Origin of the sequence: Kitasatospora sp. NPDC092039, from assembly GCF_044756065.1 — a bacterium.
Lineage (GTDB): Bacteria > Actinomycetota > Actinomycetes > Streptomycetales > Streptomycetaceae > Kitasatospora.
The window spans coordinates 67,792-85,450 of record NZ_JBIVSD010000028.1 but is presented as its reverse complement, the minus strand read 5'-3'; the positions used below and the strand labels follow the sequence as shown (position 1 = coordinate 85,450).

Sequence of the window (17,659 nt, the reverse complement as noted above, 5' to 3'; positions counted from 1 at the left end):
ACTTTTGGCACGCTGTTGAGTTCTCAAGGAACGGACGCTTCCTTCGAGCCGCCTTCCAGCAGGCCCTCCGGGCTTCGTTCTTTCGTGTTTCCAGCCTACCAGACGCTTTCCGCTCCGTTTACCGGGGCTTTTCGCGTCTGAAATCTGGCGTTAACCGCGGAGTCGCGGCGACTCGACCAACCATAGCCGGTCGGCAGCCGGAGCGCGAACCGGGGCGCGCCGGGAGCCCCCCGGAAGGCGGCATGATTTGTTGCTCTCGCGAGCATATACAGCAATGGTCCCGATTCGCCAAGATGCCTGTAGAGTGCGGCGCATCGGCCCAGAGGACTAGACCACTCGCGGGCAGGTGAGTCGCCGGCCGGTTGGGTAGGCGTGGGCGGGGTCTTCGCCCGGGAATGTCAGCAGATGTCCGAAGTTGACATGATTTAGGCTTCAGTTGATCGTCGTGCCGCTCCTCGCGGCCACTCGCTGTACTGCGCATTTGGGAGGCACAACCATGACCACTGTGACGTCGCCGCTGACCGGCAAGATCGTGGGGCTCGCGGGCGTGCCCGACCCGGTGTTCTCGGGTGCGATGGTCGGCCCGGGCACCGCGATCGACCCCGTTCGCGAGCAGACCACGGCGGTCGCACCGGTGGACGGTGTCGTCGTCTCCATGCACCCGCACGCGTTCGTGGTCGTGGATGCCGAGGGCCACGGGGTGCTGACCCACCTCGGGATCGACACCGTCCAGCTGAACGGCGAGGGCTTCGAGCTGCTCGTCAACAAGGGCGACACGGTGACCCGCGGTCAGGCCGTCATCAAGTGGAACCCGGCCGCCGTCGAGGCCGCGGGCAAGTCGCCGATCTCGCCGATCGTGGCGCTGGAGGCCACCGCCGACTCGCTCGGCGAGCTGCGGGAGGACGGCGACGCCAAGGCGGGCGAGCAGCTGTTCAGCTGGCGCTGACTCCTTTCCTTCCGACACCCGCCCCGGAAGAGATGACGGGGCGGCCCCCACTCAGCGGTTCCCGGCGGGGCCGCTCATCTCAGCGGAGACAGGTGACATGGAGAAGACGCTGCGCGGCGTGGGCGTGAGCCACGGGGTCGCGATCGGCCAGGTGCGGCACATGGGGACGGCGGTGCTGGAGCCCCCGGCCACCCAGATCCCGACCGAGGACGCCCCGCGCGAGCAGGCCCGCGCCCAGGCCGCCGTCGAGGCGGTCGCCGCCGACCTCGTCGCGCGCGGCAACCTCGCGGGCGGCGAGGCCCAGGCCGTGCTGGAGGCCCAGGCGCTGATGGCGCAGGACCCGGAGCTGATGGCCGACGTGTCCCGCCGGATCGCCGTCGGCAGCAGTGCCGAGCGCGGCGTCTACGACGCGTTCGCGGCCTACCGGGCGCTGCTCGCGTCCGCCGGGGAGTACCTGGCCGGGCGGGTCGCCGACCTGGACGACGTGCGCAACCGGATCGTGGCCCGGCTGCTCGGTGTGCCGATGCCCGGCGTGCCGGACAGCGACGAGCCGTACGTGCTGTTCGCGCGGGACCTGGCGCCGGCCGACACCGCGCTGCTCGACCCGGCCCTGGTGCTCGGCTTCGTGACCGAGGAGGGCGGGCCGACCAGCCACAGCGCCATCCTGGCCCGGGCGATGGGCGTGCCGGCCGTCGTGGCACTGCCGGGCGCGATCGACGTCGCCGAGGGCACCGTCGTCGCGGTGGACGGCAGCTCCGGCGACGTGCTGCTGGAGCCGTCCCAGGAGAAGCAGGACGAGCTGCGGGCGGCCGCCGCCGAGCGCAAGGCCGCGCTGGCCGCCTCCTCCGGCCCGGGGCAGACCTCGGACGGGCACCGGGTGCCGCTGCTGGCGAACGTGGGCGGCCCGGCCGACGTGCCGGCCGCGCTGGAGAACGGCGCCGAGGGCGTCGGCCTGTTCCGCACCGAGTTCCTGTTCCTGGACGACTCGGCGAAGGCGCCCACCGCGGAGAAGCAGGTCGAGGCGTACCGCAAGGTGCTGGAGGCGTTCCCCGAGGGCCGGGTGGTGGTCCGGGTGCTGGACGCCGGCGCCGACAAGCCGCTGGACTTCCTGACTCCCGCCGACGAGCCGAACCCGGCGCTGGGCGTGCGCGGTCTGCGCACCCTGCTCGAACACCCCGAGGTGCTGCGGACCCAGCTCGAGGCGCTGGCCACGGCGGCCGAGGGGCTGCCGGTGCACCTCGAGGTGATGGCCCCGATGGTGGCCGACCGCCAGGACGCCAGGGACTTCGCGAGCGCGTGCCGTGAGGCCGGGCTGAACGCCAAGTTCGGTGCGATGGTGGAGATTCCGTCGGCCGCGCTGCGCGCCCGGGCGATCCTCCAGGAGGTCGAGTTCCTGTCGCTGGGGACCAACGACCTCGCCCAGTACACCTTCGCGGCCGACCGTCAGGTGGGTGCGCTGGCCCGGCTCCAGGACCCGTGGCAGCCGGCCCTGCTGGACCTGGTCGCCTCGGCGGCCGACGCCGCGCGGGCGAGCGGCAAGAGCTGCGGCGTCTGCGGCGAGGCGGCCTCCGACCCGCTGCTGGCCGTGGTGCTGACCGGCCTGGGCGTCACCAGCCTGTCGATGGGCGCGGCCTCGATCCCCTACGTGCGGACCACGCTGGCCAAGTACACCCTGGCGCAGTGCCGCCGGGCGGCCGAGGCGGCCCGGGCCGCGGACAGCGCCGAGGACGCGCGGGCCGCGGCGCAGCAGGTGCTCTCCGGCGAGTGACCGCGTAGCGACGCGAAGGGGCGCCCCCACCCGGGGGCGCCCCTTTCGTGTGCCTCGGGCCGGCCGGTCAGGCCTGGCGGTCGAGGCGGAGCTGCTCGAAGAAGCGCAGGTGCTCGATGCGGTCGACGGAGCCGGGGTTGACGGCCTGCTCCAGCGGGGTGCCGGAGAGGATGCGCTTGACCGGGACCTCGATCCGCTTGCCGGTGAGGGTGTGCGGGAGGCCGCGGACGGCGATGACCTCGTCCGGCACGTGGCGCGGGGAGAGTTCGGTGCGCAGCGAGGTGCGGATGCGGCCGATCACCTCGTCGTTCAGCTCCGCGCCGGGGGCGAGGACGACGAACAGCGGCATCCAGTAGCCGCCGTCGGGCTCCTCCAGGCCGATGACCAGGGACTCGGCGATCTCCGGGAGGCGCTCGACGACCTCGTAGATGTCCGAGGAGCCCATCCGGACGCCCTGGCGGTTGAGGGTGGAGTCGGAGCGGCCGTGGATGACGACGGTGCCCCGGGAGGTGACGGTGATCCAGTCGCCGTGGCGCCAGGTGCCGGGGTACATGTCGAAGTAGCTGTCGTGGTACCGGGTGCCCTCGGGGTCGTTCCAGAAGCCGGTGGGCATCGACGGGATGGGCTTGGTGACGACGAGTTCGCCGACGGCGTCGGTGAGCGGCCTGCCCTGGACGTCCCAGGACTCGACGGCGGCGCCGAGGCAGGGGGCCTGGATCTCGCCGAGGTGGACGGGGAGGGTGGGGACGCCGCCGACGAAGCAGGAGCAGACGTCGGTGCCGCCGCTGACGGAGGCGAGCCAGACGTCCTCCTTGACCTCGTCGTAGATCCAGCGGAAGCCGTCGGGCGGGAGCGGGGAGCCGGTGGTGCCGATGCAGCGCACGGCGGAGAGGTCGAGGTCGCGGCCGGGGTGGAGGTCGGCCTTGCGGCTGGCGATCACGTAGGCGGCGGAGGTGCCGAGGACGGTGGCGCCGGTGCGGGCGGCGACCGACCAGAGGGCGCCGGTGTCGGGGTGGCCGGGGCTGCCGTCGTAGGTGACGATCGTGGACCCGACGAGGAGGCCGGCCAGCAGGAAGTTCCACATCATCCAGCCGGTGGAGGTGTACCAGAGGAAGCGGTCCCGGGGGCCGAGGTCGAGGTGGAGGCCGGCCTGCTTGAGGTGTTCGAGCAGGATGCCGCCCTGGCTCTGGACGATGGCCTTGGGCAGGCCGGTGGTGCCGGAGGAGTAGAGGACCCAGAGCGGGTGGTCGAAGGGGACCGGCTCGAAGACCGGCTCGACGTCGTCGGCGACCAGGTCGTCCCAGTTCAGGGCGCCCTCGGGAGCGGGGGCGCCGAGCAGCGGGACGTGCACGACGGTGTGCAGGCCGGGGAGCTCGCGGCGGAGTTCGGCGACGACCTCGGTGCGGTCGTGGTCCTTGCCGCCGTAGTGGTAGCCGTCGACGGCGAAGAGGACGGCGGGTTCGATCTGCTGGAGGCGGTCGAGGACGCTGCGGGCGCCGAAGTCGGGGGCGCAGCTGGTCCAGACGGCACCGACGGCGGCGGTGGCGAGCAGGGCGACGGCGGCCTGCGGGACGTTGGGCAGGTAGGCACCGACCCGGTCGCCGGGGCCGACGCCGCGGGCGCGCAGGGCGGCGGCCAGCGAGCCGACCTGGCGGCGGAGCTCGGTCCAGGTGAGCACGGCCGGCTGGTCGGTGGTCTCGTCGAGGTGGAGGATGGCGGGGCGGTCGGCGTTGGCCGGGTCCTCGGCGGCGCGCAGGGCGTGCTCGGCGTAGTTGAGCCGGGCGCCGGGGAACCAGCGGGCGCCGGGCATGGCCGGGTCGGCGAGGACGGCTTCGGGGGCCCGGGTGAAGCGGACGTCGAACCACTGGGTGACCGCGGTCCAGAACCGGTCGAGGTCCTCGGTGGACCAGGCGTGCAGGTCGGCGTAGCGCTGGGCGGCCTGCTGGTCGTCGGCGGCCGGGGCGAGCGGGGCGGCCGGGGCGCCGTGGTGTTCGGCGGCCCAGGCCTGGAAGGCCACCAGGGTGGTGGCGGCGGCGCGAGCGGGGTTCGGGCGCCAGAGCGGCTGGTCCTGCGGTGGGGTGCTCACGGTGGTGGTCTCCCGGCCGGTGGTGGGGACGGGAGCGCTCGTGGCAGACCCGTCCGGTTGGGCTGTCGGTGCAGACCATGCCATGTGATCGCCCGCCGCGCCAGGGTCGGCCGATGGGTGGGCGGGAGCTCAGCGCGCGGTGAACTCGCCGCTGAACCAGCGGCGCAGGATGCCGTTGTGGAAGTCCCAGACCAGCGGGGTTTCGACGGTGGCGAGCAGCCAGCCGTCGGTCTCGTCGGTGGGGCGCGAGGGCGGGAGGTCGGCGAGCGGGCGGGCCGGGAGCAGTCCGCAGAGCATGACGAAGCGGCCGTTGGGGTCGGAGGCGGTGTGGATCAGGGTGACGTCGGCCGGGTCGGCCAGGATGCCGGTCTCCTCCTGCAGTTCCCGCACGCAGGCCTGCTGCCAGCTCTCGCCGTAGTCCATGTAGCCGCCGGGGAAGGCGAGTTCGCCGTATCCGGGTTCGATGGTGCGGCGGATGACGACCAGGGCGGGGTCGGCGTCGGGGCGGGTGACCGGGAGGACGGTGACCGCGACGGGCAGCGGGTTGCGGTAGCTGATCTCGGCGCAGCCGGGGCAGGTGCGCGGCCAGAGGCGGGTGTCGGGCGGGTAGGGCGTGCCGCAGAAGTGGCAGTGCGAGAACGGCCGGTGGGCGGCCCGCTGCGCTTCCTCGGCGGGCGTCGCTTCGTCAGTGGTCATGGCCGGATGGTAGCCCGGGGGCCGGCGGTATCGCCGGGGGCGGTGGAAGCTCAGGAGGTGCCCGGGTCGTCGGCCGTGCCGTCGCGGGTGGGACGGAGCAGCGCGGGGTGCAGCAGTCGGGCGTCGCCGGCGTGGTAGGTGCGGGCGCGGGGGCCGCCGCGGGCGCCGCCGCGCTCGGTGGTGGTGCCGGTGCTCTCGACGAAGCCGGGCACGGACAGCACCTTGCGGTGGAAGTTGCCGGGGTGGAGCTTCTCGTCCCAGACCGCCTCGTAGACGGCGCGGAGGTCGGGGATGGTGAAGTCGTACGGCAGGAAGGCGGTGGCCAGCGGGCTGTACTCGAGTTTGGCGCGCACCCGGTCGAGGCCGTCGGAGAGGATCCGGGCGTGGTCGAAGGCCAGCGTGAGCGGGCCTGGGCCGGTGCGCCCGTCGACACCACCCCCGTGGGTGTCGGCGGGCGCACCGGCGGCTCGGGACCGGCCGGGGGGCCGGAGGTCCAGGTCGGAGACGGGGTGCCAGGCGGCGGCCGCGGCGTCCGTCCCCGCCCGGGGGTCGGGCAGGTCCGGGGCGAAGGCGAGGTAGGCGACGGAGACGACGTGCATCCGTGGGTCCCGGTCGGGGGCGCCGTAGGTGCCGAGTTGTTCGAGGTGGAGGCGGCAGAGCCGGTTCTCGGCCTCGGAGGCGCTCCGCAGGCCCGTCTCCTCGGCGAGCTCGCGGGCGGCGGCCTCGTCCAGGCCTTCCTCGCCGGCCCGCAGGAAGCCGCCGGGCAGCGCCCAGCAGCCCTGGTGGGGCGGGGCGCCGCGTTCGACGAGCAGGACGTGCAGGCTGCCGTGGCGCAAGGTCAGGGCGACCACGTCCACCGTGACGGCGATCGGGGCGTAGGCGCGCGGGTCGTACGCGGCGAGCCACTCCTGCTCGGCTCCGGGCCCGGTGGAGGGCGGCTGGTCGTCCGCTGCCATCGCCGGGCTCCTCTCCGTGCTCACCGGTGCCGCCGGACCTGCCCCGCCGGTGCCGTTCTTCTCGGGCTGAGCACAACGTAGCGATCGCGTTCCCCTGCGGCAAATGGTTTTCCCGCTCGGCCGGGGCGCCCACCTCTAGGCTGTGACCAGGAACTCTGCCAGAGGAGACCGACATGCCCACTGCTCCCCCGCCGGACTTCGCCGCCGCGCTGGCCGCCGGGCCGCTGGTGCTCGACGGCGGGATGTCGAACCAGTTGGCGGCGGCCGGCCACGACCTCTCGGACGGGCTCTGGTCGGCGCGGTTGCTGGCGGACGACCCGCAGGCGGTGGTGGCGGCGCACCGGGCGTACTTCGCGGCGGGCGCGGACGTCGCGATAACCGCGAGCTACCAGGCGAGTTTCGAGGGTTTCGCGCGCCGCGGGGTGGACCGGGCGCAGGCCGCGCGGCTGCTGGCGAGCAGCGTGGAGCTGGCCCGGGAGGCCGCGCGCCCGGAACCGGGCGGGCGACGGCGCTGGGTGGCGGCCTCGGTGGGCCCGTACGGGGCGGTGCTGGCGGACGGTTCGGAGTACCGGGGGCGGTACGGGCTGAGCGTCGCGGAGCTGGCGGACTTCCACCGGCCGCGGCTGGAGGTGCTGGCGGCGACCCGGCCGGACGTGCTGGCGCTGGAGACGGTGCCGGACGCGGACGAGGCGCGGGCACTGCTGGGCCTGGTGCGCGGGCTCGGGGTGCCGGCCTGGCTGTCGTACAGCGTCGAGGGCGACCGGACCAGGGCCGGGCAGCCGCTGGCGGAGGCCTTCGCGCTGGCCGCCGACGTGGACGAGGTGGTCGCGGTGGGCGTCAACTGCTGTACGCCCCAGGACGCGGACCGGGCGGTGGCGGTGGCCGCCGAGGTGACCGGGAAGCCGGTGGTGGTCTACCCGAACAGCGGGGAGAGCTGGGACGCCGCCCGGCGGGGCTGGCGCGGCGAGCCGACCTTCCGATCTGCCCGGGTGGGCGGCTGGCTCGCGGACGGGGCTCGGCTGGTGGGCGGTTGCTGCCGGGTCGGGACGGACGGGATCGCGGCGCTGGCGGCGGAGGTGGCGGTGCTCCGGGCGCAGCGGGCGGGCGCGGTGGGCCGGCACGGCTGACGACCGACGGCTCGCGTGCGCGGTCGTGCGCGCACACAGCGGCCGGACCGCGGCCGCGCCGTGGGTGAACAGCGGGCGGAGGGCGGGTTACCCGGGGGGAAGGTGCACGGAGTCAGCGCGGCCTGGCAGACTCGTCCCGTCACCACTGCGGTCGACAATGTCGACCGCCTGTCAGCGCGGAGGTTCCCATGCCCGGCCCGATCCAGTCGCTTTCCCGGGCCGCCGCGATCATGCGCCTGCTGGCCGGCGGCGAACGCCGGCTGGGCCTGTCCGAGGTCGCGACGGCGCTGGAGCTCGCCAAGGGCACCGCGCACGGCATCCTGCGCACGCTGCAGCAGGAGGGGTTCGTCGAGCAGGATCCGGAGACCGGCAAGTACCAGCTGGGCGCGGAACTGCTGCGGCTGGGGCAGAGCTACCTGGACGTGCACGAGCTGCGGGCGCGGGCGCTGGTGTGGGCGGACGACCTGGCCCGGGCGTCCGGGGAGACGGTCTACCTGGGGGTGCTGCACCAGCAGGGCGTGCTGATCGTGCACCACGTGTTCCGGCCGGACGACACCCGGCAGGTGCTGGAGGTCGGTTCGATGCAGCCGTTGCACAGCACCGCGCTGGGCAAGGTACTGGTGGCCTACGACCCGGTCGCACGGGGGGAGTTGGGCGACGGGCCGTACGAGTCGTACACCGTGCGGACGCTGACCGGGGCGGCCGACGTGGACGCCGAGTGCGCGCTGATCCGGGAGCGCGGCTGGGCGGACTCGATCGAGGAGACCTGGGAGGGCGTGGCCTCGATCGGCGCGCTGATCCAGGACCGGCGGCGCAACCCGGTGGGCGCGGTGTGCATCAGCGGCGCCGTCGAGCGGGTCTGCGAGGACGGGTTCGTGAAGCCCTCGCTGGTGGCCTCGGTGCGCAGCGCGGCGCGGGCGATCTCCCGCGACCTGGGCGCCGGGCGGTTCTGAGCACGTCCACGGACGGCTCGCACAGAGCCGTCGATTCGTCACGCTGAGGCGCGGACGGGCGGGAGGCCTGTCCGCGCCTCTGGCGTTTTGTCCTGGTTCGGGGCGCTCCGCTCGGTAACGTCGACGGACCTGCCGAGGCGAGGGTCACAGCTGCGTAACCCTGCCTTGACGTGGGGGCGACCTGGGGAGGAAGCTTCCGCATGACGGTCGACATTGTCGAACGATGGCCGGAGAGATCACTCCCACAGTGCGCTCACCCGCACAGTGATCGACCGGCCGCCCGCCCCCACCCCACCCTCCGGGCCATATGGACAAGGGAGTCTTTGTGTCCGCGTTCTCCAACGGCGACGTCTTCGTCGGCGAAACCCTCGGCACCGCCGCCCTGATACTTCTCGGCGGTGGCGTCTGCGCCGCCGTGACCCTCAAGAAGTCGAAGGCCGTCAACGCCGGCTGGCTGGCGATCACCTTCGGCTGGGGATTCGCGGTCCTCATCGCCGCCTACATGTCGGCCCCGAAGTCCGGCGCCCACCTGAACCCGGCCGTCACCGTCGCGCTCGCGGTCAAGAGCGGCGAGTGGGGCCAGGTGCCGCTCTACCTCGGTTCCCAGCTGCTCGGCGCGATCATCGGCGCCGTCCTGGTCTGGGCCACCTACCTGGGCCAGTTCAACGCGAACGAGGAGCCCACCCTCGGCATCTTCTCGACCGGCCCCGAGATCCGGAACCCGTTCCAGAACGTGCTCACCGAGGTCATCGGCACCTTCGTGCTCTGCTTCGCGATCCTCACCATCGGCACCAACTCCGGCCTCACCCAGTCCGGCACCAGCACCCTGATGGTCGCCTTCACCGTCGTCGGCATCGGCCTCTCGCTGGGCGGTCCGACCGGCTACGCGATCAACCCGGCCCGCGACCTCGGCCCGCGCATCGCCCACGCCCTGCTGCCGATCCCGAACAAGGGCGGCTCCGACTGGTCGTACGCCTGGATCCCGGTCGTCGGCCCGATCCTGGGCGGCCTCGCGGCCGGCGGCGTCTACAACGCCATCTTCTAAAGGACGGGTTCGACCCCGCCGCACACGGGGACTGACCGAGCGAGCGTCAGGCCCACCCACCCCGTATCCCCCGAACCCGAGCCGAGGACCCTCCCCATGACCTCCACCGGTAACTACATCGCCGCGATCGACCAGGGCACCACCTCCAGCCGCTGCATCATCTTCGGCGCCGACGGCCGGATCGTCGCCGTCGACCAGCAGGAGCACCGGCAGATCTTCCCCCAGCCCGGCTACGTCGAGCACGACGCCGCCGAGATCTGGACCCGGGTGCAGTCCGTCGTCCGCGGCGCGCTGGAGAAGGCCGGCCTGACCAAGGACGACATCCGCGCGATCGGCATCACCAACCAGCGCGAGACCACCGTCCTGTGGGACAAGAACACCGGCGAGCCGGTGCACAACGCGCTGGTGTGGCAGGACACCCGCACCGAGACGCTCTGCCGCGAGCTGGGCCGCAACGTCGGCCAGGACCGCTTCCGCCGCGAGACCGGCCTCCCGCTGGCCAGCTACTTCGCCGGTCCGAAGATCCGCTGGCTGCTGGACAACGTCGAGGGCCTGCGCGAGCGCGCCGAGGCCGGCGACATCCTCTTCGGCACCATGGACACCTGGGTGATCTGGAACCTCACCGGCGGTGTCGACGGCGGCAAGCACGTCACGGACGTCACCAACGCCAGCCGCACCATGCTGATGAACCTGCACACCCTGCAGTGGGACGACAAGATCGCCGAGTCGATGGGCGTCCCGATGTCCGTCCTGCCGGAGATCCGCTCCTCCGCCGAGGTCTACGGCGAGGCCGTCGGCGACCTGGCCGGCGTCCCGGTCGCCTCCGCGCTCGGCGACCAGCAGGCCGCGCTGTTCGGCCAGACCTGCTTCGACGAGGGCGAGGCCAAGTCCACCTACGGCACCGGCACCTTCCTGCTGCTGAACACCGGCGAGAAGATCGTCAACTCGTACCACGGCCTGCTGACCACCGTCGGCTACCGGATCGGCGACCAGGCCCCGGTGTACGCCCTGGAAGGCTCGATCGCCGTCACCGGCTCGCTCGTCCAGTGGCTGCGCGACCAGCTCGGCATCATCTCCACCGCCGCCGAGATCGAGACCCTCGCCAACACCGTCGAGGACAACGGCGGCGCCTACTTCGTCCCGGCGTTCTCCGGCCTGTTCGCCCCGTACTGGCGCTCCGACGCCCGCGGTGTGATCGCCGGACTGACCCGGTACGTCACCAAGGGCCACCTGGCCCGGGCCGTCCTGGAGGCCACCGCCTGGCAGACCCGCGAGGTCGTCGACGCCATGCAGAAGGACTCCGGGGTCGAGCTCACCGCCCTCAAGGTCGACGGCGGCATGACCAGCAACAACCTGCTCATGCAGAACATCGCCGACGTCCTGGACGCCCCGGTCGAGCGCCCCTACGTGGCCGAGACCACCGCCCTCGGCGCCGCCTACGCGGCCGGACTCGCCGTCGGCTTCTGGAACGACCTCGACACCCTGCGGGCCAACTGGCACCGCGCCGCCGAGTGGACCCCGCGCATGGACGAGGCCACCCGGGAGCGCGAGTACAAGAAGTGGCTCAAGGCCGTGGAGCGCACCATGGACTGGGTGGAAGAGGAAGAGAACAACTGATCGAACAGCCGGTCGGGGCCCCGTGCCCCGGCCGGCCGCCCGCCGTTCCGGCAGCGGGCGTCACCGTGTTTCACCGGCCCGCCGCACCGGGCCGACCGGCCTCTCCCGGAGGGGCCGCACCGCACACGAGAGGAGTAACGGCGCCGCCCGACCCGCGCGCCGTACACAACCACCATGGCAACCATCCCGACCCTGGGCGCCGAGCGCACCGCCGGCCGCACCGCCTCCCGCGCCGAGACCCGCGAACTGCTCGGCAAGGCCACCTACGACCTGCTGGTGATCGGGGGCGGCATCCTCGGCACGGCCGTCGCCTGGACCGCGTCCCAGGCCGGTCTGAAGGTCGCCATGGTCGACGCCGGCGACTTCGCCGGCGCCACCTCCAGCGCCTCCTCCAAGCTCGTCCACGGCGGTCTGCGCTACCTGCAGACCGGTGCGGTCAAGCTGGTCGCGGAGAACCACAAGGAGCGCCGCGCGCTCTCCACCGACGTGGCCCCGCACCTGGTCAACCCGCTGACCTTCTTCGTCCCGGTCTACAAGGGCGGCCCGCACGGCGCCGCCAAGCTCGGCGCCGGCGTCTTCCTGTACTCGGCGCTGTCCGCCTTCCGCGACGGCATGGGCCGGGTCTCCACCGCCGCGCACGCCGCCCAGCAGGTGCCCGCGCTGCGCACCGAGGGCCTGCGCTCGGTGGCCGTCTACGGCGACCACCAGATGAACGACTCGCGCGTCGCCGTGATGACCGTGCGCGCCGCGGTCGACGCCGGCGCCGTGGTGCTCAACCACGCCGAGGTCACCGGGCTGCGCTTCACCGGCGGCCGGGTCACCGGCGCCGAGCTGCGCGACCGCCTGGACGGCACCGAGTTCGGCGTCGACGCCCGCCTGGTGCTCAACGCCACCGGCCCGTGGGTGGACCACCTGCGCAAGATGGAGGACGCCGGCGCCGCGCCGTCGATCCGCCTCTCCAAGGGCGCGCACGTGGTCGTCAAGCGCCGCTCGCCGTGGCGCGCCGCGCTGACCATCCCGATCGACAAGTACCGCGTCTCCTTCGCCATCCCGTGGGAGGACCACGTCCTGCTCGGCACCACCGACGAGGAGTACACCGGCGACCCGAAGGACGTCCGGGCCACCGACGCGGACATCGACCAGATCATGGGCGAGGCCGCGCACGCGATCCGCGACGAGCACCTCGACCGCGACCTGATCACCTACTCCTTCGCCGGCCTGCGGGTGCTCCCGGGCGGCCCGGGCGACACCGCCGCCGCCAAGCGCGAGACGGTCGTCACCGAGGGCCGCGGCGGCATGCTGTCGGTCTCCGGCGGCAAGTGGACCACCTACCGGCACATCGGCCGCGCCGTGCTGGAGAAGCTGGCCCACGTGCCCGGCACCAGCCTCGGCGAGGACATGTCCCCGATCGCCCCGACCGTCCCGCTGCCGGGCGTCGGCGCGCCGAACGCGGTGGCGCACCGCCTGCTGATCGACCGTGAGCCGGGCTCGCGGATGGAGCCGCTGGTGGCCAAGCACCTGGCCAGCCACTACGGCACCCTGTCCTTCGACATCGCCCGCATGATCGACGAGAACCCGGAGCTCGGCCGGCCGATCCACGAGGACGGTCCGGACGTCTGGGCGCAGGTCGCGTACGCGGCGGACAACGAGTGGGCGTACACCGCGGACGACGTGCTGCGCCGCCGCACCACGATGACCGTGCGCGGGCTGGACACGCCGGAGATCAAGGCCGAGGTCGAGGCCTTCCTGGCGAAGCGCAAGAAGTAGGACGTAGGTCGGACCGCTCACGGAGGGCGGGTGTCCGGGGACTCCCCCGGGCGCCCGCCCTCCGGCGTACCGGGCGGCTGCCTGGCCATCGTGCGTGGCGGGTGCCCTGCCTGCCTCCGTCCGGGCCGGACGTCCCGGGCTCGGGGCGGGCGGGACGTCCCGGGCGGGGCCGTTCACGCCGGGCGGGCCGGGCGTCCCGGGCTCCGGGCGGGCCCGTGCAGGAGGAGCGGCGGCCCCGCCGGGCCCGAGCCGGTGGGCCGGGTCGGGGAAAACGCCGAGGGGCGGCACCCGTACGGTCACGGGTGCCGCCCCTCGGCGTTGCTGCGTCGCGCGCTAGACGACCAGGCTGAGCGGCAGGATCAGGGCGATGGCGACCACCGAGATCACCGTCTCCATCACCGACCAGGACTTCAGCGTCTGCCCGACGCTCATCCCGAAGTACTCCTTCACCAGCCAGAAACCGGCGTCGTTGACGTGCGAGAGGAACAGCGAGCCGGCGCCGATCGCGAGCACCAGCAGGGCCGCGTGGGTCGAGGACATGTTCGCGGCGAGCGGGGAGACGATGCCGGCCGCGGTGATCGTGGCGACCGTCGCCGAGCCGGTGGCCAGGCGGATCAGCACGGCGATCAGCCAGCCCAGCAGCAGCGCCGAGATGTGCCACTTGCCGGACCACTCGCTCACCGCGTTGCCGACGCCCACGTCGATCAGGGTCTGCTTGAAGCCGCCGCCCGCGCCGACGATGAACACGATGCCGGCGATCGGGCCGAGCGACCTGCCGACGGTGTCGGAGATCCGGGCCCTGTCGAAACCGGCCGCCCTGCCGAGGGTGACCATGCCGAGCAGGGTCGCGGCGAGCAGCGCGATCAGCGGGGAGCCGATGAAGTCGAACACCCGCTGGCCGATGGCCTTCGGATCGTCGATCACCACGTCGGCCAGCGCCTTGCCGAGCATCAGCACGACCGGCAGCAGGATGGTGGCCAGCACCGCGGCGAAGGACGGGGTGCGGCCGTGCTTGGCCGTCTCCTCGGGGGCGGTGGCCGCCGGGAGCTCCAGCGGGCCGACCCAGCGCTCGGCCAGCCGCGCGAACAGCGGACCGGCGATGACCAGGGTCGGGACGGCGATCAGCAGGCCGAGCGCCAGGGTGATGCCGAGGTCGGCCTTCAGCGCGTCGACGGCGACCAGCGGGCCCGGGTGCGGGGGCACCAGGCCGTGCAGCACCGACAGGCCGGCCAGGGCCGGGATGCCGATCCGCATCAGCGGCACGTTGCCGCGGCGGGCGACCAGCAGCACGATCGGGATCAGCAGGACGACGCCGACCTCGAAGAACAGCGGCAGACCGAGCACGGCCGCGATCAGCGCCATCGCCCAGGGCAGCGCCTTGTTGCCGGTGCGGGAGAGCACGGTGTCCGCGATGATGTTGGCGCCGCCGGAGTCCGCCAGCAGCTTGCCGAGCATCGCGCCGAGGCCGATCAGCAGGCCGACGCTGGCGACGGTGGAGCCGAAGCCCGTGGCGAAGCTGCTGAGCAGCTTGTCGAACGGGGCGCCCGCGACGGCGGCCAGCAGACCGGAGCCGAGCGTGAGGGCGAGGAACGGGTGCAGCTTCAGCTTGGTGATCAGTACGACGATCGCACCGATGCTGAGCAGCACCGCGATCAGCAGCTGGGAGTCACTGCCGGTGTGCGGCAGGGCCGGTGGGGCGGCCGCCAGCAGAGTGGGGGACATGCTCACGCGAGGTCTCCATTGACGGGCCGCAGCAGTGCCACGGCCATCTCGACGAGTTCTTCGGGGGACGGGCCCACGTCCAGGACGGCACCGCGCTCGTCCGCCTCCAGGGGTTCCAGGGCGGCGTACTGCGAGTCGAGCAGCGAGGACGGCATGAAGTGGCCGGTGCGGTGGCTGAGCCGGTCCTCGACCAGCTCGTGGCCACCGCTGAGGTGCAGGAAGAAGGCACCCGGGCAGGCCGCGCGCAGGGTGTCGCGATAGCGGTGCTTCAGCGCCGAGCAGGTGACCACACCGCCGCTGCCGGACTCGGTCCGCTCCTTGAGCCAGGCGCCGATGGCGCGCAGCCAGGGGGCGCGGTCCTGGTCGCCCAGCGGGATGCCGGCCGACATCTTGGCGATGTTGGCCGCGGGGTGGAAGTCGTCCGCCTCGGCGAAGGGGAGGGCGAGGCGGTCCGCCAGCAGACGGGCCAGGGTGGTCTTGCCGACGCCCGAGACGCCCATCACCACAACGGTGAGGGGGGCCTGCGGGAGGTCGTGGATCTCGACGCTGAGAGCCATGGGGTGGTGCTCCTTCGTTGCCTGGCCGCCACTATCGCCTCAAAGATATGACGTATTCAAGTGACGGAAACCAAATCGTCATACTTTTACGGTGTGGCCTCGATCGCAGGGCTTGACCTCGGGGCGGTCCGGGGCGCGACGGGGCCCGCAGGGCGGCACGGGGGCTCGCGGGGCGGGCGACTACGCTGGGCGGATGGAGATCCAGGGGCTGCCCGGGCGGCTGCTTGACGAACTCGGGCCGGCGATCGCGTCGGGGGAGATCCCCGAGGGGGCGGTGCTGCGCGGCGAGGAGCTGGAGGCCCGGTTCGGGGTATCCCGGACGGTGGTCCGGGAGGCGGTGCGGATCCTGGAGGGGATGCGCATGGTCGCCTCCCGGCGGCGGGTCGGGATCACCGTGCAGCCCAGGTCGCTCTGGGACGTCTTCGACCCGATGGTGATCCGCTGGCGCCTGGCCGGCTCGGATCGGCCCGCCCAGCTGCGCTCCCTCGGTTCGCTGCGGATGGCCGTCGAACCGGCCGCGGCCGCGCTAGCCGCCACCCACGCGAGCGACGACGACCGGCGCGAACTCAGCTCGCTGGCCGTGGACTTGACGGTCACCGCACGGGCCGCCGACCTGACCGCCTTCCTCAGGCACGACATCGCCTTCCACTCCCTGGTGCTGCGGGCCTCCGGCAACGAGATGTTCGCCCACCTCGGGGACACCGTCGCGGCGGTGCTCACCGGCCGGACCGAGTACCATCTGATGCCCCATCAGCCGGAGCCGTACGCGATCCGGTTGCACCGCGAGGTCGCGGAGGCGATCTGCGCCGAGGACGCCGTCCACGCCGAGCAGGCGATGCGGACGATCGTGACCGGCGCGCTGGAGGAGCTCAACCTCCAACTGGGCTGAGCGCAGGCCCGCCCGGCCGCCGGGGCTGCCCCTCGCGGCCTGCCGGGGCTGCCCGGATGGCACGGGTTTGGCGGCAGTTCGACGGTTTCGGACGCATAGTCCCGGTTCGGCTGGGCAGAGTGAGGCGAAGGGGCGTGTTTCGTGTGCGCCCGTTCCGTATGCTTCACCGAACACGCGCCACGTGCCTGGGGGTCGCTCGATGTCCGTGCCACGCCGCCGTCGTCGCCGCCTGCCCGACGAGGTGCGCGCCGCCGCAGTCCGGGCGGTGCTCTGCCTGTCCTTCACCCTGGTGGGTGTCGTGGTGGCGACGCTGGCCTCGTACGCGGGCAGTTGGCTACTGACGCCCGCGCTGCTGGCGATGGGGCTCGGGGTGTTCGGCACCATGTGGTGCCTGCTGGAGATCCTGATCTCCCGCCAGGTCGCGGCCCAGCGGATGCGGGCGCCCGGCTCCGCGTACCCGATGGCGGGCAGCCGCACGCCCCCCGGGCCGCCGGCCGCGCGGCCGCTCCCCCCGCCCGGCCCGTCCTCGGTGTACCGGCAGCCGTACGAGTCGGCCCAGCCGCAGCCCCAGCCGTACGGGCCCGGGCAGCAGCCGTACGGACCGGGGCGGCAGCAGCCGTACGGGACCGGGCAACAGCCGCCGCGGGCGCCGTACCGACAACCGCGCGAGCAGCCCCTCCAACCGCCGCGCCAGTCACCGCCGCAGCCGCCGCGCCAGGCCCGGGTCCGGCCCAACCACCCGTAGCGGCGGCCGGGTCGGTCAGTGCCGCACCGGCAGCGCCCGGTAGTGGGTGGTGAGCCGGCGGTCGTCGTCCAGGACGTGGAAGGCCAGCATCGGCGGGTGGTCGAAGGCGATCTCGTGCTCGCTCTCGAAGGGCGGCGTGACGGTGGAGACGACTCCGGGCGCGACCAGCAGCGGCAGGCCGGCGAAGGTGGTCGCGGCGGCGGTGTGGGCGTGGCCGCAGAGCAGGGCGGCCACCCGGGGGTGCTCGCGCAGCACCCGTGCCAGCCGCTCCTCGCCGAACTGGCGGATCGGGTCGACGTACGGCAGGTGCAGTTCCACCGGCGGGTGGTGGAAGGCCACCAGCGCCGGCAACTCGGTACGCCCCTCACCGAGTTGCGTGTCAAGCCAGTCCAGCGTCTCCTCGTCCAGCAGGCCGTCGTGCTGCCCGGGTACGGACGAGTCGAGCATCAGCACGTCGGCGCCCGGCAGTCGGTGCAGCCGGTTGACCGGACCCTGCGCCGGCGCCTCGCCGAGCAGCACCTCCCGGTACGGCGCCCGGGAGTCGTGGTTGCCGGGGCAGATCAGCACCGGGTGCTGGGACTTCAACACCTCGGCCACCTGCCGGTACTCCTCGGCCAGGCCCTGGTCGGCGAGGTCGCCGGTGACCAGCACCGCGTCCAGCGGGCCGGGCAGGGCGTCGAGGTACGCCATCACCTGCTCGGCCCGCCGCCGGGCGCGCTCGCCGCCGTCCCGGCGGTGGTCCTGGCCGAGGTGGATGTCACTGAGGTGCGCGATCGTCAACATGA

15 protein-coding genes are annotated in these 17,659 nt (G+C 73.2%); 9 read left to right on the top strand and 6 right to left on the bottom strand.

What is annotated here, in order from left to right; translation table 11 throughout:
* Positions 1–496: 496 nt before the first annotated feature.
* Together ACIQI7_RS35835 and ptsP are read left to right on the top strand one after the other, a co-directional pair.
* Entirely contained in the window at positions 497–946 is a 450-nt protein-coding gene (locus tag ACIQI7_RS35835) for a PTS glucose transporter subunit IIA (RefSeq protein ID WP_401118214.1), read from the top strand.
* A gap of 97 nt (positions 947–1,043) precedes the next feature.
* Entirely contained in the window at positions 1,044–2,714 is a 1,671-nt protein-coding gene (ptsP, locus tag ACIQI7_RS35830; RefSeq protein ID WP_401118211.1) for a phosphoenolpyruvate--protein phosphotransferase, read from the top strand.
* A 67-nt stretch (positions 2,715–2,781) separates the two neighbouring features.
* Here ptsP and ACIQI7_RS35825 read toward each other — a convergent pair whose 3' ends face one another.
* The 3 genes from ACIQI7_RS35825 to ACIQI7_RS35815 form a co-directional block, all read right to left on the bottom strand.
* A complete protein-coding gene (locus ACIQI7_RS35825) occupies positions 2,782–4,800 on the bottom strand; it encodes an acetoacetate--CoA ligase (RefSeq protein ID WP_401118209.1) in 2,019 nt (672 codons plus the stop codon).
* A gap of 129 nt (positions 4,801–4,929) precedes the next feature.
* Complete coding sequence (locus tag ACIQI7_RS35820) at positions 4,930–5,496, bottom strand: NUDIX domain-containing protein (RefSeq protein ID WP_401118206.1); 567 nt, start codon at positions 5,494–5,496, stop codon at positions 4,930–4,932.
* Positions 5,497–5,546: 50 nt separating this feature from the next.
* On the bottom strand, positions 5,547–6,452 hold the full coding sequence (locus tag ACIQI7_RS35815) for an NUDIX hydrolase (protein ID WP_401118204.1): 906 nt from the start codon (positions 6,450–6,452) through the stop codon (positions 5,547–5,549).
* Between the two features lie 173 nt (positions 6,453–6,625).
* Between ACIQI7_RS35815 and mmuM the strand changes: the two genes are divergently transcribed.
* The 5 genes from mmuM (at position 6,626) to ACIQI7_RS35790 (ending at position 12,961) form a co-directional block, all read left to right on the top strand.
* Positions 6,626–7,579 carry a homocysteine S-methyltransferase gene (mmuM, locus tag ACIQI7_RS35810; protein WP_401118201.1) on the top strand — a complete coding sequence of 318 codons (954 nt, stop codon included), beginning with the start codon at positions 6,626–6,628 and terminating at the stop codon, positions 7,577–7,579.
* Positions 7,580–7,767: 188 nt separating this feature from the next.
* A complete protein-coding gene (locus tag ACIQI7_RS35805; RefSeq protein WP_387759810.1) occupies positions 7,768–8,532 on the top strand; it encodes an IclR family transcriptional regulator in 765 nt (254 codons plus the stop codon).
* Between the two features lie 325 nt (positions 8,533–8,857).
* Complete coding sequence (locus ACIQI7_RS35800; protein ID WP_401118199.1) at positions 8,858–9,577, top strand: MIP/aquaporin family protein; 720 nt, start codon at positions 8,858–8,860, stop codon at positions 9,575–9,577.
* Positions 9,578–9,673: 96 nt separating this feature from the next.
* Positions 9,674–11,194, top strand: a complete 1,521-nt coding sequence (glpK, locus tag ACIQI7_RS35795) for a glycerol kinase GlpK (protein WP_387759807.1) — start codon at positions 9,674–9,676, stop codon at positions 11,192–11,194.
* 174 nt (positions 11,195–11,368) lie between these two features.
* Positions 11,369–12,961: an FAD-dependent oxidoreductase gene (locus ACIQI7_RS35790; protein ID WP_387759806.1), complete on the top strand. Its 1,593-nt coding sequence runs from the start codon at positions 11,369–11,371 to the stop codon at positions 12,959–12,961.
* 333 nt (positions 12,962–13,294) lie between these two features.
* On the opposite strand, the gene ACIQI7_RS35785 is transcribed toward ACIQI7_RS35790, so the two are convergent.
* Positions 13,295–14,683, bottom strand: a complete 1,389-nt coding sequence (locus ACIQI7_RS35785) for a gluconate:H+ symporter (RefSeq protein WP_401118225.1) — start codon at positions 14,681–14,683, stop codon at positions 13,295–13,297.
* A gap of 2 nt (positions 14,684–14,685) precedes the next feature.
* Positions 14,686–15,240, bottom strand: a complete 555-nt coding sequence (locus tag ACIQI7_RS35780; RefSeq protein ID WP_401118195.1) for a gluconokinase — start codon at positions 15,238–15,240, stop codon at positions 14,686–14,688.
* 193 nt (positions 15,241–15,433) lie between these two features.
* Here ACIQI7_RS35780 and ACIQI7_RS35775 point away from each other — a divergent pair, with 193 nt between their 5' ends.
* Positions 15,434–16,129, top strand: coding sequence for a FadR/GntR family transcriptional regulator (locus ACIQI7_RS35775; RefSeq protein WP_401118193.1), 696 nt, complete (start codon positions 15,434–15,436; stop codon positions 16,127–16,129).
* Between the two features lie 199 nt (positions 16,130–16,328).
* Entirely contained in the window at positions 16,329–16,874 is a 546-nt protein-coding gene (locus ACIQI7_RS35770) for a hypothetical protein (protein WP_401118191.1), read from the top strand.
* Positions 16,875–16,889: 15 nt separating this feature from the next.
* Here ACIQI7_RS35770 and ACIQI7_RS35765 read toward each other — a convergent pair whose 3' ends face one another.
* Positions 16,890–17,657 (bottom strand): metallophosphoesterase, encoded by a 768-nt coding sequence (locus ACIQI7_RS35765; RefSeq protein WP_401118188.1) that lies wholly within the window; start codon positions 17,655–17,657, stop codon positions 16,890–16,892.
* Between the last annotated feature and the right edge of the window lie 2 nt (positions 17,658–17,659).

Bases quoted from the DNA above. Each gene is read 5' to 3' on its own strand.
- ACIQI7_RS35835 (WP_401118214.1), top strand. From the start codon at position 497: ATGACCACTGTGACGTCGCCGCTGACCGGCAAGATCGTGGGGCTCGCG.
- ptsP (WP_401118211.1), top strand. From the start codon at position 1,044: ATGGAGAAGACGCTGCGCGGCGTGGGCGTGAGCCACGGGGTCGCGATC.
- ACIQI7_RS35820 (WP_401118206.1), bottom strand. From the start codon at position 5,496: ATGACCACTGACGAAGCGACGCCCGCCGAGGAAGCGCAGCGGGCCGCC.
- ACIQI7_RS35815 (WP_401118204.1), bottom strand. From the start codon at position 6,452: ATGGCAGCGGACGACCAGCCGCCCTCCACCGGGCCCGGAGCCGAGCAG.
- mmuM (WP_401118201.1), top strand. From the start codon at position 6,626: ATGCCCACTGCTCCCCCGCCGGACTTCGCCGCCGCGCTGGCCGCCGGG.
- ACIQI7_RS35805 (WP_387759810.1), top strand. From the start codon at position 7,768: ATGCCCGGCCCGATCCAGTCGCTTTCCCGGGCCGCCGCGATCATGCGC.
- glpK (WP_387759807.1), top strand. From the start codon at position 9,674: ATGACCTCCACCGGTAACTACATCGCCGCGATCGACCAGGGCACCACC.
- ACIQI7_RS35790 (WP_387759806.1), top strand. From the start codon at position 11,369: ATGGCAACCATCCCGACCCTGGGCGCCGAGCGCACCGCCGGCCGCACC.
- ACIQI7_RS35785 (WP_401118225.1), bottom strand. From the start codon at position 14,683: ATGTCCCCCACTCTGCTGGCGGCCGCCCCACCGGCCCTGCCGCACACC.
- ACIQI7_RS35780 (WP_401118195.1), bottom strand. From the start codon at position 15,240: ATGGCTCTCAGCGTCGAGATCCACGACCTCCCGCAGGCCCCCCTCACC.
- ACIQI7_RS35775 (WP_401118193.1), top strand. From the start codon at position 15,434: ATGGAGATCCAGGGGCTGCCCGGGCGGCTGCTTGACGAACTCGGGCCG.
- ACIQI7_RS35770 (WP_401118191.1), top strand. From the start codon at position 16,329: ATGTCCGTGCCACGCCGCCGTCGTCGCCGCCTGCCCGACGAGGTGCGC.
- ACIQI7_RS35765 (WP_401118188.1), bottom strand. From the start codon at position 17,657: ATGTTGACGATCGCGCACCTCAGTGACATCCACCTCGGCCAGGACCAC.